Here is a 15011-nt window from a genome sequence, read left to right as displayed (position 1 = left end):
CCTCAGGGGCGCCATCGCTGGCAAGCCAGGCTCCTACAGATGGGGTAGTGTGGCTACCGAGGGTGGCACAAAATCAAACGCTGCCAGCTGAAACCCTTGCTCATCGACCTGCAACGCCCAGCCCTGACGATCCCAATCGCCCAGCACAATGCGCCTGGCCGCCTGCTCGCCAATCTGCAGTTTGTGGATGGCAGGGCGGTGGGTGTGGCCGTGGACCAGGGTTTTCACGCCGTACTGCTGCATGATCCGCGGGATTTCCTCGGGGGTGACGTCGACGATGTCGTTGGCTTTCATCCGGTTTTGCGCGCGGCTTTCGCTGCGCAGCTTGCGCGCCAGTTTGTGCCGGGTGCGCAGCGGCAGATGGCGCAGCACGAACAAGGTGACGGGATTGCGCAGGTAACGGCGCAATTTCATGTAGCTTTCATCGCGGGTGCAGAGGCTGTCGCCGTGCATCAACAGCACTGGCTCACCTGCGAGCTGCACGACACTCGGGTCCTTGAGCAGGGTGCAGCCGGCTGCTTTGCAGAAGGCCTTGCCGAGCAGGAAGTCGCGATTGCCGTGCATCAGAAAAATCTGTGTGCCGCTCTCGCTGAGTTCGCGAAGAGCCTGGCAAATGGAGCGTTGGAAGGGGGTCATGGCGTCGTCGCCAATCCACACCTCGAAAAAGTCGCCCAGAATGTACAGCGCGGTCGCCGAGCGGGCGCGGGTGGCGAGCAAATCCAGAAACGCCCGGGTAATGTCCGGGCGCTCCTCTTCCAGATGTAAATCTGAAATCAGCAATATCACTCAATGATCTCGGCTTTCTCGATGATCACGTCGTCTGCTGGAACGTCCTGGTGGCCGGACTTCATGGTGGTCGAAACACCTTTGATCTTGTCGACGACGTCGGTGCCGGCGGTCACTTTACCGAACACGGCATAACCCCAGCCCTGAACGTTCTTGCCGCTGTGGTTGAGGAAGCTGTTGTCGGCAACGTTGATGAAGAACTGCGCGGAGGCCGAATGCGGCTCCATGGTACGCGCCATGGCGACAGTGTACTTGTCGTTGGAAAGACCGTTGTCGGCTTCGTTCTGGATGCTAGGACGCTTGTCTTTCTTTTCTTTCATGCCTGGCTCGAAACCGCCGCCCTGGATCATGAAGTTGCCGATGACACGGTGGAAAACGGTGTTTTCGTAATGGCCGGCTTTAACGTATTCGAGGAAGTTGGCAACGGTGATCGGGGCTTTCTCGGCGTTCAGCTCCAGGACGATGTCGCCGAAGTTGGTGCTCAGTTTGACTTTGCTCATATTCGTTACTCTTTCAAGGAATTCGTGGCTTTCGGGGCGCAGCATGACGCGTGCGAGCCCACACCTGTTTGGCAAAAACTCACCAAGGTGCGCAGTTTAGCGTGACGGCGGCGAATTTCGAGGCTGTTTTTCACTTCAGGCACATTAAAAGCAGCAGTTTTAGGGCCTGCTCTGTCAGGTGCTTGACAGCATCGGCTATGATAGGCGCTTTGATTTATCAGGCCCGCTACCTGGCCACGCACTTGTACGTCAAGGATCCTATGAGCAAGCCCACTGTCGACCCTACCTCGAATTCCAAGACCGGACCTGCCGTTCCAGTCAACTTCCTGCGCCCGATCATCCAGGCGGACCTGGACTCGGGTAAGCACACGCAGATCGTGACCCGCTTCCCGCCAGAGCCCAACGGCTACCTGCACATCGGTCACGCCAAGTCGATCTGTGTGAACTTCGGCCTGGCCGAAGAGTTCGGTGGCGTCACGCACCTGCGTTTTGACGACACCAACCCGGCCAAGGAAGACCAGGAATACATCGACGCCATTGAAAGCGACATCAAATGGCTGGGCTTCCAATGGTCCGGTGAAGTGCGCTATGCCTCGCAGTATTTCGACCAGTTGCACGATTGGGCGGTGGAGCTGATCAAGGCCGGCAAGGCCTACGTTTGCGACCTGACCCCGGAGCAAGCCAGGGAATACCGTGGCAGCCTGACCGAGCCGGGCAAGAACAGTCCGTTCCGTGAGCGCAGCGTCGAAGAGAACCTCGACCTGTTCGCCCGCATGAAGGCTGGCGAATTCAAGGATGGCGCGCGCGTACTGCGAGCGAAGATCGACATGGCTTCGCCGAACATGAATCTGCGCGACCCGATCCTGTATCGCATCCGTCACGAGCACCACCACCAGACCGGTGACAAGTGGTGCATCTACCCGAACTACGACTTCACCCACGGTCAGTCGGACGCCATCGAAGGCATCACCCACTCGATCTGCACCCTGGAGTTCGAAGGCCACCGCCCGCTGTACGACTGGTTCCTCGACAACCTGCCGGTCCCGGCGCACCCGCGTCAGTACGAGTTCTCGCGGTTGAACCTGAACTACACCATCACCAGCAAGCGCAAGCTCAAGCAGTTGGTCGACGAGAAACACGTTAACGGCTGGGACGACCCGCGCATGTCCACACTGTCGGGTTTCCGCCGTCGTGGCTACACCCCGAAATCGATCCGCAACTTCTGCGACATGGTCGGCACCAACCGTTCCGAAGGCGTGGTCGACTTCGGCATGCTGGAATTCAGCATCCGCGACGACCTCGACCACAGCGCCCCGCGTGCCATGTGCGTGCTGCGTCCGCTGAAAGTCGTGATCAGCAACTACCCGGAAGGCCAGGTCGAGAACCTCGAACTGCCGTGCCACCCGAAAGAAGACATGGGCGTACGGGCTCTGCCGTTCGCCCGTGAGATCTACATCGACCGTGAAGACTTCATGGAAGAGCCGCCAAAAGGCTACAAACGCCTGGAACCGAATGGCGAAGTGCGTCTGCGCGGCAGCTACGTGATCCGTGCCGACGAAGCGATCAAGGACGCCGATGGCAACATCGTCGAACTGCGTTGCTCGTACGATCCGGACACCCTGGGCAAGAACCCTGAAGGCCGCAAGGTCAAAGGCGTGATTCACTGGGTGCCGGCAGCGGCCAGCGTCGAGTGTGAAGTGCGTCTGTACGATCGCCTGTTCCGTTCGCCGAACCCTGAGAAGGCCGAAGACAGCGCCGGTTTCCTGGACAACATCAACCCTGATTCGCTGCAGGTGCTTACCGGTTGTCGTGCTGAGCCTTCGTTGGGCAATGCACAGCCGGAAGACCGTTTCCAGTTCGAGCGCGAAGGTTACTTCGTCGCGGATATCAAGGACTCGAAACCCGGTCACCCGGTATTCAACCGCACCGTGACCCTGCGTGATTCGTGGGGCCAGTGATTTAGAGCCAAGGAACAATCGTGCTTACGATCTACAACACGCTCACCAAGAGCAAAGAAGTCTTCAAGCCGCTGGATGGCAACAAGGTGCGCATGTACGTCTGCGGGATGACCGTGTACGACTACTGCCACCTGGGCCACGGGCGCAGCATGGTTGCGTTTGACCTGGTGACCCGCTGGTTGCGGTTCAGCGGTTATGACCTGACCTACGTGCGTAACATCACCGACATCGAAGACAAGATCATCAATCGCGCCCGTGAAAACGGCGAGCCGTACGACGTGTTGACCGAGCGCATGATCGCGGCGATGCACGAAGACGAGTCGCGCTTGAACATCCTCAAGCCGGACATGGAGCCACGGGCTACCGATTACATCCCCGGCATGCAGGCGATGATCCAGACCTTGATCGACAAGGGCTATGCCTACGCGCCGGGCAACGGCGACGTGTACTACCGCGTCGGCAAGTTCATGGGTTACGGCAAGCTGTCGCGCAAGAAGATCGAAGACCTGCGCATCGGCGCCCGCATCGAAGTCGACGAGTCGAAACAGGACCCGCTGGACTTCGTCCTGTGGAAAGCCGCCAAGCCGGGTGAGCCGAGCTGGGAATCGCCGTGGGGCGCCGGGCGTCCGGGCTGGCACATCGAGTGCTCGGTGATGTCGACCTGCTGCCTGGGCGAGACCTTCGACATTCATGGCGGTGGCAGCGACCTCGAGTTCCCGCACCATGAAAACGAAATCGCCCAGAGCGAAGCGGCCACTGGCAAGACCTACGCCAACGCGTGGATGCATTGCGGGATGATTCGCATCAATGGCGAGAAGATGTCCAAGTCCTTGAACAACTTCTTCACCATTCGCGACGTCCTCGACAAGTACCACCCGGAAGTCGTGCGTTACCTGCTGGTGTCGAGCCACTACCGCAGCGCGATCAACTACTCGGAAGACAACCTCAAGGACGCCAAAGGCGCTCTGGAGCGTTTCTACCACGCGTTGAAAGGCCTGCCGACGGTTCCGGCCGCCGGTGGCGAAGCCTTCGTCGAGCGTTTTACCCAAGTGATGAACGACGACTTCGGCACGCCGGAAGCCTGCGCGGTGCTGTTCGAGATGGTCCGTGAGATCAACCGTCTGCGTGAGAGTGATCTGAACGCAGCGGCCGGTCTGGCGGCACGCTTGAAAGAACTGGCCAGCGTGCTCGGTGTGTTGCAACTGCAAGCCGACGACTTCCTGCAAGCAGGAGCCGAAGGTCGGGTCGATGCAGCAGAAGTCGATGCGCTGATTCAGGCGCGCCTGACAGCCCGTGCCAACAAGGACTGGGCCGAGTCGGACCGCATCCGCGACCAGCTCACCGCCATGGGCGTGGTGCTGGAGGACGGCAAGGGCGGCACGACGTGGCGCCTGGCTGACTAAGGCCGGCGTTTTCTGCAAACAAAAACCCGCCTTGTGCGGGTTTTTGTTTATGCAAAGGTCGGGTTGATTGTTTGATCGTTTGATTGATCGTTCCCACGCTCCGCGTGGGAATGCAGCCCGGGACGCTCCGCGTCCCAACAGCGGACGCAGAGCGTCCATTGAGGCGTTCCCAGGCAGAGCGTGGGAACGATCATTTCAGCCGCTAGCGGTCTCTTTGCAGGCACATTCCGAGAAAGGGGAGAGCAGCCCCCAAACGCAAAAACGGCACCCGAAGGCGCCGTTTCTGTTTTCTGCTGCCTGTCGCTTAAGCGATCAACCGGCCAGGCCTGTCTGCTGAACCAGCGTCAGCAACGGCTGTGGGTACAGGCCGAGGAAGAACGCCAGAACAGCGATGGCCAGCAGCATGACGCCACCGGCACGTTGTTCCCAGTGCAGCTGGGCGTCAACGCGACGCAGGTTCGGTTCGATCAGGTACAGAGTGACCATCACACGCAGGTAGTAGAAGACGCCGATGGCACTACCCAGTACCAGAGAGCCGACCAGCCACCACTGGTGGGATTCGACACCGGTGGCGATGATGTAGAACTTGCCGATGAAGCCTGCGGTCAGCGGAATGCCGGCCAGCGACAGCATCATTACGGTCAGCACGGCGGTCAGGTACGGACGGCGCCAGAACAGGCCGCGGTATTCGTACAGGGCATCTGCGTCGCGGCCTTTGTACGGCGAGGACATCAGGGTGATTACGCCGAATGCGCCGAGGCTGGTGATCACGTAGGTGACCAGGTAAACGCCGATGGCTTCCACTGCCAGACCTTTGCTCGCCACCAGGGCGATCAGCAGGTAACCGAAGTGCGCGATGGAGGAGTAACCCAGCAGACGCTTGAGGTTGCTCTGGGTCAGTGCCAGCAGGTTACCAAACAGGATCGAGGCGATCGCAATGATGGTCAGAACGTTGCTCAGTACGCCACTGCTGGCCACCGGCGAGATCTGGAACAGACGCAACATCACCGCGAATACCGCAACCTTGCTCGCGGTGGCGAGGAAGGCTGCGATCGGGGCAGGAGCGCCTTCGTACACGTCGGGGGTCCAGAGGTGGAAGGGCACCAGCGACAACTTGAACGCCAGGCCGATCAGCATCATGGCCAGGCCCAGTTGCGCGATCGGGCTTGGCAGACCGGTAGCGGCCAGTGCGTGACCGATGCCGCTGAAGCTCAGGGTACCGGCCTCTGCGTAAAGCAGTGCCATGCCGAACAACAGGAACGCGGAACCGGCGGCCGACAGCACCATGTACTTGATGCCGGCTTCCAGGGAGCGCTTGTTGAAGAAGGCATACGCCACCAGGCCGTAGACTGGAACCGAGAGCAGTTCCAGGCCGACGAACAAGCCGGCCAGGTGCTGCGCGCTGACCAGAACCAAACCGCCGGCCGCAGCCATCAGGATCAGCAGGTACAGCTCTTCGCGGTTGCCCGGGTAACCCGTACTGCCATCGCCGAGGTAGGCGTGGGCGAGGGTCACACAGGCCAGGGTAGCGACCAGGATCAACGCCATGTAGAGGCAGGCGAAGCTATCGATCTGCAGCAGCGGGGTCACGGCCAGAGGCGCGACTTTCAGGGCCGGGAGGATCGACAGCAGGGCCAGGTTGAGACCGGCTACTGAAAGCAGGAAGGTCTGTGAGTGGTTGCGACGCCAGGCGATCGCCAGCATCACCACGATAATCGTGGCGCTGGTAATCAGCAGCGGCGCAAGCGCGATAAAGTGTTGAGTCGTCAGGTCCATAGCGCTCTTACCGGGCCGAAGCGAGTTGAGTGGAGGCGGTGCCGAACCATTGCTGCACGCCATGCATCGTCGCGGCAGAGGTATCGAGGAACGGTTGCGGGTAAATGCCGATGTAGACCAGCAGCCCTGCAAGTCCAACCACCATGATCAGTTCGCGAGCATCCATGCCGTGCAGTATTTCGTCCGACTTGGACGGGCCGAAGTAGGCACGGTGGATCATGATCAGCGAGTAGACCGAACCGAACACCAGACCGGAAGTGGCAATCGCGGTGATCCATGGCGCTCTGGCAAAGTTGCCCAGCAGGATCAGGAATTCGCCGACGAAGTTACCGGTACCCGGCAAACCCAGCGAAGCGGCTGCAAAGAACAGGCTGACCGCCGGCAGATACGCAATGCGTGACCACAGGCCACCCATCTCGCGCATGTCGCGAGTGTGCATGCGCTCGTACAACTGGCCGCTGATGATAAAGAGTGCGGCTGCCGAAACACCGTGCGCCAGCATCTGCATCACCGCGCCTTGCAGCGCCAGCTGGCTGCCGGAGTAGATCCCGATCAGCACGAAGCCCATGTGCGCAACGCTGGAGAAGGCGATCAGACGCTTGATGTCGGTTTGGGCGAACGCCAGGAACGCACCGTAGAAGATCCCGACCAGACCCAGGGTCATGGCGATCGGCGCGAACTCGGCCGAAGCATTCGGGAACAGCGGCAGGGCGAAACGCAACATCCCATAAGCAGCGGTCTTCAACAAGATACCGGCCAGGTCGACGGAACCGGCGGTCGGCGCCTGGGCGTGCGCATCCGGTAGCCAGGAGTGGAACGGCACCACGGGCAGCTTCACCGCGAAGGCGATGAAGAAGCCGAGCATCAGGATGTATTCGGTGGTCTGCGACATCTTGGTTTTCAGCAGCTGGGAGTAATCGAACGTGATCACCCCGGTGCTGTTGAAGTTGACCAGCACCAGACCCAGGATCGCCACCAACATGATCAGGCCGCTGGCCTGGGTGAAGATGAAGAACTTGGTCGCCGCGTAGATCCGGGTTTTCTTGCCATCCGATGAACTGTGACCCCAGAGCGCGATGAGGAAGTACATCGGCACCAGCATCATTTCCCAGAAGAAGAAGAACATGAACAGGTCGAGGGCGAGGAACACACCGACGACACCGCCCAGGATCCACATCAGGTTCAGGTGGAAGAAGCCCACGTGACGCTGGATCTCTTTCCAGGAGCAGAGTACCGAGAGGACACCCAGCAGACCGGTCAGCAGGATCATCAACAGCGACAGGCCGTCGAGGGCCAGGTGCACGTTGATGCCGAAGCGCTCGATCCAGACGTGCTTGAACTCAATCACCCAGGTCGGATCGGCGCCAGGCGCCGGTGCAAATGAATAGTCACCATGGGCCCACAGCCAGAGGCCAAGAGCGAGTTCCAGGGACATGGTCAGCAACGCAATCCAGCGTGGCAGGGTAGCGCCGAAGCGCTCACCCATCCAGCACAGCAGGCCGCCGATAAAGGGGATCAGGATTAGCCAAAGCAGAATCATGACGGGCTCAATTCCTTTCGCAATTTCGCAAGGTTCATATCAGACCGCTACCAACACAATGGCACCGATTACCAGCACGGCACCTGCGGCCATGGAAGCTGCATACCAACGCAGCTGGCCAGTCTCGGTACGGCTCAGGGAGTGATGTCCACCCTTGGCCATACGCGGGATCAAACCAATGGTCTGGTCGAGCGGGTCTTTGCGCAGTACATGGTTGATCATCAGGTACGGCTTGACGAACAGCTTGTCGTAGATCCAGTCGAAGCCCCACGCGGCGAACCACCAGGCCGAGAGCAGACGACCGATGCCGCTGTTGGCGATGGCGGTGACGAAGCGACGCTTGCCGAGGAACAGCAGTGCTGCCAGCAGGATACCGGACAGGGCGATAGCACCTGAGGCGATTTCCAGGCTGTGCTTGGCTTCGCCGCCGGCGTGGCCGACGCTTTCCGGCAGTACACCGTGCAGTGGTGGAACGATCATGGCGCCGATGAAGGTCGACAGGATGATCAGCACCGACAGTGGCAGCCAGTGGGCAATACCGTGACCGGCGTGGGCTTCGGTCTTCACTTCACCGTGGAACGTGATGAAGATCAGGCGGAAGGTGTACAGCGAAGTCATGAAGGCGCCGACCAGACCGGCGTACAGCAGGCCGTGGTTACCGCTGGCGAAGGCTTCCCAGAGGATTTCGTCCTTGGAGTAGAAACCTGCGGTCACCAGTGGCAGGGCCGCCAGCGCGGCACCGCCGACGATGAAGCTGACATAGGCCAAAGGCAGTTTCTTCCACAGGCCGCCCATCTTGAAGATGTTCTGCTCGTGGTGGCAGGCAACGATCACCGAACCGGATGCAAGGAACAGCAGCGCCTTGAAGAAGGCGTGGGTCATCAGGTGGAAGATCGCGCCTTCCCAGGCACCGACACCCAAGGCCAGGAACATATAGCCGATCTGGCTCATGGTCGAGTAGGCGAGGACGCGTTTGATGTCGGTCTGCACCAGCGCGGCGAAGCCGGCCAGTACCAGAGTCACGCCACCGACGATCCCTACTAGATGCAGGATATCCGGCGCCAAAGCAAACAGACCGTGGGTACGAGCGATCAGGTAGACACCGGCGGTCACCATGGTCGCGGCGTGGATCAGTGCCGAGACCGGGGTAGGGCCGGCCATCGCGTCTGCCAGCCAGGTTTGCAGCGGCAGTTGCGCGGATTTACCGACGGCACCACCGAGCAACATCAGGGTCGCCAGAACGATCCAGAAGTCGCCGACCTTGAAGTGTTCCGGAGCACGAACCATCAGCTCTTGAATGTTCAGCGTGCCCAGTTGCTGGAACAGGATGAACAGGCCGATGGCCAAGAACACGTCGCCGACACGGGTGACGATAAAGGCCTTGAGTGCGGCGTTACCGTTGTTGCGGTTGCTGTAGTAGAAACCGATCAACAGGTAGCTGCACAGGCCCACGCCTTCCCAACCGAAGTACAGGAACAGCAGGTTATCGCCCAGGACCAGGAACAGCATGCTGGCGATAAACAGGTTGGTGTAGGCGAAGAAGCGCGAGTAACCGGCTTCACCGCGCATGTACCAGGAAGCGAACAGGTGGATCAGAAAGCCCACGCCCACCACCACACCGAGCATGGTCACGGACAGACCATCCAGGTACAGGGCGAAGTTCGGCGTAAAGCCTTCCACCGCTATCCACTGCCACAACACCTGGGTGTAGTGGCCGCCTTCAGGCGGTGCGACGTTGAATTGCCAGATCACATAGGTGGCGACAATGGCCGAGAGGCCAACGGAGCCGACGCCGATCAATGCCGAGAGGTTTTCCGAGAGGCGTCCCCGAGAGAACGCCAGCAGCACAAAACCGATCAGAGGGAACAGGAAAGTCAGATAGAGAAGGTTCATCCGCGCATCTCGCTGGCAGCGTCGATATCGAGAGTGTGGAAGCGGCGATACAGCTGCAACAGAATCGCCAGGCCAATACTGGCCTCGGAGGCCGCAAGGCTGAGGACCAGAATGAACATGATCTGTCCATCCGGCTGCGCCCAGCGGCTACCGGCGACGATGAAGGCCAGACCCGAGGCATTCATCATGATCTCCAGGCTCATCAGCACGAAGAGAATGTTGCGGCGGACCATCAGGCCGACCAGACCGAGGCAGAACAACACGCCGGCGACGGCCAGGCCATGCTCGAATGGGATAGAGCCAAAAGGGATAGCAGGCATAGCGTTACTCCTTCGCCTCGGTGCGGCCCAGGTGGAACGCCGTGACGGCTGCAGCGAGCAGCAGCATCGAGGCGAGTTCGACCACCAGCAGATAAGGACCGAACAGGCTGATGCCCACGGTCTTGGCGTCTACGGTGGTGTGACCGATAGCGCCGGCGCTTGGATTGGCGAACAGCACATACAGCAGTTCAGCCAACAGCAACGCCGCGAGTACGACCGGACCAGCCCAGATACCGGGTTTGAGCCAGACGCGCTCTTGCTGAACCGAGGCCGGGCCCAGGTTCAGCATCATCACCACGAACACGAAAAGCACCAGGATGGCGCCGGCGTAGGCGATCACTTCCAGTACACCGGCGAATGGAGCACCGAGACTGAAAAAGGTCATCGCCACCGCGAGCAGCGAAATAATCAGGTAGAGCAGGGCGTGCACAGGGTTGGTGTTGGTGATCACGCGAAGCGTGGACACAACGGCAACACCTGATGCGAAATAGAAAGCGAATTCCATCTTTCTTCCTTAAGGCAGCAAGCTCTTCACGTTGATCGGTTCGGCTTCATTTTGCGCGGAGCCTTTTGGCTTACCGGCAATGGCCATACCTGCAACACGATAGAAGTTGTAATCAGGGTTCTTACCGGGACCGGAGATCAGCAGATCTTCTTTCTCGTAAACCAGGTCCTGACGTTTGAACTCGGCCATCTCGAAATCCGGTGTCAGCTGGATCGCAGTGGTCGGGCAGGCTTCCTCGCAGAGGCCGCAGAAAATGCAACGCGAGAAGTTGATGCGGAAGAAGTCCGGGTACCAGCGACCGTCCTCGGTTTCAGCTTTCTGCAGCGAGATGCAACCCACCGGACACGCTACGGCGCACAGGTTGCAGGCTACACAGCGCTCTTCGCCGTCGGGGTCGCGGGTCAGGACGATGCGCCCACGGAAGCGCGGCGGCAGGTACACCGCCTCTTCCGGGTACTGCAGCGTGTCGCGCTTGCGGAAGGCGTGGCCGAAAATCATCACCAGGCTGCGAAGCTGGGTGAAGAAGCCATGCACGATGTCAAAAGTATACTTGAACATGATTCTCTATCCTCACTGAGCCGCGACGGCGGGCGTGTTCAACAACACGATCGCAGCGGTCACCAGCAGATTGATCAGGGTCAGCGGCAGGCAGAATTTCCAGCCGAAATCCATCACTTGGTCATACCGTGGGCGCGGAATCGATGCGCGCAGCAGGATGAAGATCATGATGAAAAACGCGGTCTTCAGAGCAAACCAGATGAACGGGATCTGCGGCAAAATGTCGAAAGGTCCGTGCCAGCCACCGAAGAACAAAGTCACCAGCAGCGCCGAGATCAACACGATGCCGATGTACTCACCGACGAAGAACATGCCCCATTTCATGCCAGCGTATTCGATGTGGTAACCGTCGGCCAGTTCCTGCTCGGCTTCCGGCTGGTCGAAGGGGTGACGGTGAGTCACGGCCACGCCCGCGATGAAGAAGGTGAGGAAACCGAGGATCTGCGGAATGATGAACCACAGGTGCTGGGCCTGGTAATCGACGATGTCGCGCATGTTGAACGAGCCAGCCTGCGCCACGATGCCCATCAACGACAGACCCATGAACACTTCATAGGACACGGTTTGTGCCGAGGCCCGCAAGCTGCCCAACAGGGCGAACTTGTTGTTGCTCGACCAGCCGGCGAACAGCACCGCGTAGACCGACAGACCGGCCATGGCGAAGAAGAACAGCACGCCGATGTTCAGGTCCGCGACACCCCAGGTCGGGGTGATCGGGATGATTGCGAAGGCAATCAGCAAGGCGCTCATGGCCACCACTGGCGCCAAAGTGAAGATCACTTTGTCGGCGAACGGTGGCGTCCAGTCTTCCTTGAAGAACATCTTGATCATGTCGGCGGCGATCTGGAAGGCGCCGAACGGGCCAACCCGGTTCGGACCGTAACGGTCCTGCCAGAGGGCGAGCAAACGACGCTCGACCCAGCTCAGCAGCGCGCCGCAAACCACCACGGCGAGCAGAATCACGATGGCCTTGAGCACCGCGATGATCACGTCGATCACTTCAGGTGTGAACCAGGTCATTGAGCTGCCTCCTGCAGACCGTCAACGGTAAGGCCGGCGATGGCCGGTGGAATACCCGCCAGACCGGCAGGCAAGGCAACCAGACCAGCACCCAGCTCTTCATTGATACGCAGCGGCAGACGCAGGGTCTGGCCGGCAACATTCAAGCTGAGCAGGGCACCGTCGTTGACGCCCAGACGATCCGCTTCGGATTTGGCCACACAGACGTAGGCGGCCGGGATGCGTTCCTGAACCGGAGCGGCTTTCGAAGAGTTCTCTTCACTGCCGAACAGGTGATAGAACGGCACCGCTTGCCAGGTTCCGCGAGCAGGGGAGAACGCGCCCGGAATGCTGGCGAACCAGCTCAGGCCATCACCCTGGGTTTCGATCAGGCGAGTACCAGGGTCGCCGGCACGCAGGTGACCACCGACTTCGTCCTGGAACTTGTTCCAGGCTTGCGGCGAGTTCCAGCCCGGAGACCAGGCGAATGGCACTTGCTGACGTGGTTCGGCGGAGCCCGAGTAACCTTCCATGGAGAACGAGAACGCAGTGTCGTTGTCCTGGGAAGTGCGTGGTTCGTGCACGCTGATATCGGCGCGCATGGCGGTCCGGCCACTGTAACGTAGCGGCTCTCGAGCCAGTTTCAGACCTTTGATGCGGAACGAGGCCGACGGTGCGGCGCTGACAATGCCAGCGAGTTGCGGGTTGCTTTCGGCGCAGGCTGCGGTGACGTGGTCCAGTTGGGTCCAGTCCACCGGCTTGTTCAGCAAGGTGCTGCGCAGGGCGTGCAGCCAGCGCCAGCCTTCGTGAACCAGGATGCTCGCATCCAGGTAAGTCGGGTCGAAGACCTGGAAGAAGCGCTGGGCGCGGCCTTCCTGGCTGACCAGCGTACCGTCGCCTTCAGCGAAGCTGGCGGCTGGCAGAACCAGATGTGCACGATCGCTGGTGGCAGTCTTCTGATGGTCGGTGACAATCACGACTTTTGCAGCGTTCAGTGCGGCATCGACTTTGGCTGCGTCGACGCGGGTGTACAGATCATTTTCCAGTACGACGATGGCGTCGGCTTTGCCGTCGATCACCGCTTGCAGCGCAGCGTCTGCCGATCCACCACCGAGCATGGCCAGGCCGAGGCTGTTGGCCTCTGGCACGATCAGGCTGATGGAGCCGGCTTTTTCGCGCAGCTTGAGAGCTTTGGCGATGTTCGCCGCGGCTTCGATCAGCGCTTTGGAGCCCAGAGAAGTACCCGCAATGATCAGCGGACGCTTGGCTGCCAACAGGGCGTTGGCGATGCGCTGCGCCAGTTCAGCCGCGTCGCTGTCCAGGCCTTCAACGGCAGGAGCGCTGGCGTCGAGGGCGTGAGCCACGGCGAAACCGATACGAGCCAGGTCGTCTGGAGCGGCGTGAACGCACTCTTCAGCCACGTCATCAAGCTTGGTTTCAGCCAGGCTGGCGATGAACAGCGGGTTCAGTTCGTGCTGACCGATGTTCTTCACCGCAGCATCCAGCCAAGGCTGAACACGCATGGCGTCGGCCATGTCTTCGGCTTTGCCTTTGACCGATTGACGCAGTGCCAGGGCCATACGGGCAGCGGTCTGGGTCAGGTCTTCGCCGAGGACGAAGATCGCGTCGTGGTCTTCGACCTCGCGCATGTTCGGGATCGGCAGCGGGCTGTCTTTGAGCACCTGGGCAACCAGGCGAATACGCTCCAGCTCGGACGCTTCGATACCCGAGTAGAAGTGCTCGGCACCGACCAGTTCGCGCAGGGCGAAGTTGCTTTCGAGGCTGGCGCGTGGCGAGCCGATACCGACGATATTGCGACCGCGCAGCAGATCGGCAGCTTTATCCAGTGCAGCGTCGAGACCGAGTTTGACCTGACCGTCAGCCAGCAGTGGCTGGCGCGGACGATCTTCGCGGTTGACGTAGCCATAACCGAAACGGCCACGGTCGCAGAGGAAGTACTGGTTCACCGAACCGTTGAAACGGTTTTCGATACGACGCAGTTCGCCGTAACGTTCACCCGGGCTGATGTTGCAACCGCTGGAGCAGCCATGGCAGATGCTCGGCGAGAACTGCATGTCCCACTTGCGGTTGTAGCGCTCGGAGTGAGTCTTGTCGGTGAACACGCCAGTCGGGCAGACCTCGGTGAGGTTGCCGGAGAACTCGCTTTCCAGGGTGCCGTCTTCAACGCGACCGAAGTACACGTTGTCGTGGGCGCCGAATACACCGAGGTCGGTGCCGCCGGCGTAGTCTTTATAGAAACGTACGCAGCGATAGCAGGCGATGCAGCGGTTCATTTCGTGAGAGATGAACGGGCCCAGTTGCTGGTTCTGGTGGGTACGTTTGGTGAAGCGGTAACGGCGCTCGTTGTGGCCGGTCATCACCGTCATGTCTTGCAGGTGGCAGTGACCGCCTTCCTCGCAGACCGGGCAGTCGTGCGGGTGGTTGGTCATCAGCCATTCGACGACGCTGGCGCGAAACACTTTGGCTTCTTCGTCATCGATGGAAATCCAGCTGCCGTCGGTGGCAGGTGTCATGCACGACATGACGATACGACCACGCTTGTCGTTCTCGTCGGTGTACTGCTTGACCGCGCACTGGCGACAAGCGCCAACGCTGCCAAGGGCGGGGTGCCAGCAGAAATACGGGATGTCGAGGCCTAGCGACAGACACGCCTGTAACAGGTTGTCTGCCCCATCGACTTCGAGCGATTTGCCGTCTACGTGGATAGTGGCCATGGTTCAAAGTTCTTCGTTGGCCCGGTGTCAGCGGGCGT

Annotated in this window: 12 protein-coding genes; 2 read left to right on the top strand and 10 right to left on the bottom strand. The window is 60.2% G+C overall.

Going from position 1 to position 15011, the window contains the following annotated elements:
- Positions 1-33: 33 nt before the first annotated feature.
- Both AC07UI_RS15820 and AC07UI_RS15815 read right to left on the bottom strand, forming a co-directional pair.
- Positions 34-786: a UDP-2,3-diacylglucosamine diphosphatase gene (locus AC07UI_RS15820; RefSeq protein WP_494993359.1), complete on the bottom strand. Its 753-nt coding sequence runs from the start codon at positions 784-786 to the stop codon at positions 34-36.
- The gene (locus AC07UI_RS15815; protein WP_494993358.1) at positions 783-1286 is read right to left on the bottom strand and encodes a peptidylprolyl isomerase; all 504 of its coding nucleotides are present in this window, start codon (positions 1284-1286) and stop codon (positions 783-785) included. Before AC07UI_RS15815 ends, AC07UI_RS15820 begins: the two co-directional genes overlap by 4 nt.
- A 260-nt stretch (positions 1287-1546) precedes the next feature.
- Between AC07UI_RS15815 and AC07UI_RS15810 the strand changes: the two genes are divergently transcribed.
- A complete protein-coding gene (locus tag AC07UI_RS15810) occupies positions 1547-3244 on the top strand; it encodes a glutamine--tRNA ligase/YqeY domain fusion protein (RefSeq protein WP_494993357.1) in 1698 nt (565 codons plus the stop codon).
- Positions 3245-3264: 20 nt separating this feature from the next.
- Entirely contained in the window at positions 3265-4647 is a 1383-nt protein-coding gene (cysS, locus tag AC07UI_RS15805; protein WP_494993356.1) for a cysteine--tRNA ligase, read from the top strand.
- 312 nt (positions 4648-4959) lie between these two features.
- Here the strand turns inward: cysS and nuoN are convergent, their stop codons facing one another.
- Genes nuoN through nuoG form a run of 8 tightly spaced genes read right to left on the bottom strand, consistent with a single transcriptional unit; the run spans position 4960 to position 14973 of the window.
- On the bottom strand, positions 4960-6423 hold the full coding sequence (gene nuoN / locus AC07UI_RS15800) for an NADH-quinone oxidoreductase subunit NuoN (RefSeq protein ID WP_494993355.1): 1464 nt from the start codon (positions 6421-6423) through the stop codon (positions 4960-4962).
- A 7-nt stretch (positions 6424-6430) separates the two neighbouring features.
- Positions 6431-7963: an NADH-quinone oxidoreductase subunit M gene (nuoM, locus tag AC07UI_RS15795; protein WP_494993354.1), complete on the bottom strand. Its 1533-nt coding sequence runs from the start codon at positions 7961-7963 to the stop codon at positions 6431-6433.
- A gap of 39 nt (positions 7964-8002) precedes the next feature.
- The gene (gene nuoL, locus AC07UI_RS15790) at positions 8003-9856 is read right to left on the bottom strand and encodes an NADH-quinone oxidoreductase subunit L (RefSeq protein ID WP_494993353.1); all 1854 of its coding nucleotides are present in this window, start codon (positions 9854-9856) and stop codon (positions 8003-8005) included.
- A complete protein-coding gene (nuoK, locus tag AC07UI_RS15785) occupies positions 9853-10176 on the bottom strand; it encodes an NADH-quinone oxidoreductase subunit NuoK (RefSeq protein WP_494993352.1) in 324 nt (107 codons plus the stop codon). Before nuoK ends, nuoL begins: the two co-directional genes overlap by 4 nt.
- Before the next feature lie 4 nt (positions 10177-10180).
- Positions 10181-10681, bottom strand: a complete 501-nt coding sequence (gene nuoJ, locus AC07UI_RS15780) for an NADH-quinone oxidoreductase subunit J (protein WP_494993351.1) — start codon at positions 10679-10681, stop codon at positions 10181-10183.
- Between the two features lie 9 nt (positions 10682-10690).
- Positions 10691-11239, bottom strand: a complete 549-nt coding sequence (gene nuoI / locus AC07UI_RS15775; protein WP_494993350.1) for an NADH-quinone oxidoreductase subunit NuoI — start codon at positions 11237-11239, stop codon at positions 10691-10693.
- A 12-nt stretch (positions 11240-11251) separates the two neighbouring features.
- The gene (gene nuoH, locus AC07UI_RS15770; protein ID WP_494993349.1) at positions 11252-12259 is read right to left on the bottom strand and encodes an NADH-quinone oxidoreductase subunit NuoH; all 1008 of its coding nucleotides are present in this window, start codon (positions 12257-12259) and stop codon (positions 11252-11254) included.
- The gene (gene nuoG, locus AC07UI_RS15765; protein WP_494993348.1) at positions 12256-14973 is read right to left on the bottom strand and encodes an NADH-quinone oxidoreductase subunit NuoG; all 2718 of its coding nucleotides are present in this window, start codon (positions 14971-14973) and stop codon (positions 12256-12258) included. Before nuoG ends, nuoH begins: the two co-directional genes overlap by 4 nt.
- Positions 14974-15011: the final 38 nt, after the last annotated feature.

It is taken from the genome of Pseudomonas sp. GW821-FHT04C07 (assembly GCF_059420325.1).
Note: the sequence above shows the minus strand (reverse complement) of the source record. Positions and strands in the feature narration are given on the sequence as shown.

Coding starts and splice junctions, on each gene's coding strand:
- AC07UI_RS15815 (WP_494993358.1), bottom strand. CDS start 1,286: ATGAGCAAAGTCAAACTGAGCACCAACTTCGGCGACATCGTCCTGGAG.
- AC07UI_RS15810 (WP_494993357.1), top strand. CDS start 1,547: ATGAGCAAGCCCACTGTCGACCCTACCTCGAATTCCAAGACCGGACCT.
- nuoN (WP_494993355.1), bottom strand. CDS start 6,423: ATGGACCTGACGACTCAACACTTTATCGCGCTTGCGCCGCTGCTGATT.
- nuoM (WP_494993354.1), bottom strand. CDS start 7,963: ATGATTCTGCTTTGGCTAATCCTGATCCCCTTTATCGGCGGCCTGCTG.
- nuoL (WP_494993353.1), bottom strand. CDS start 9,856: ATGAACCTTCTCTATCTGACTTTCCTGTTCCCTCTGATCGGTTTTGTG.
- nuoK (WP_494993352.1), bottom strand. CDS start 10,176: ATGCCTGCTATCCCTTTTGGCTCTATCCCATTCGAGCATGGCCTGGCC.
- nuoJ (WP_494993351.1), bottom strand. CDS start 10,681: ATGGAATTCGCTTTCTATTTCGCATCAGGTGTTGCCGTTGTGTCCACG.
- nuoI (WP_494993350.1), bottom strand. CDS start 11,239: ATGTTCAAGTATACTTTTGACATCGTGCATGGCTTCTTCACCCAGCTT.
- nuoH (WP_494993349.1), bottom strand. CDS start 12,259: ATGACCTGGTTCACACCTGAAGTGATCGACGTGATCATCGCGGTGCTC.
- nuoG (WP_494993348.1), bottom strand. CDS start 14,973: ATGGCCACTATCCACGTAGACGGCAAATCGCTCGAAGTCGATGGGGCA.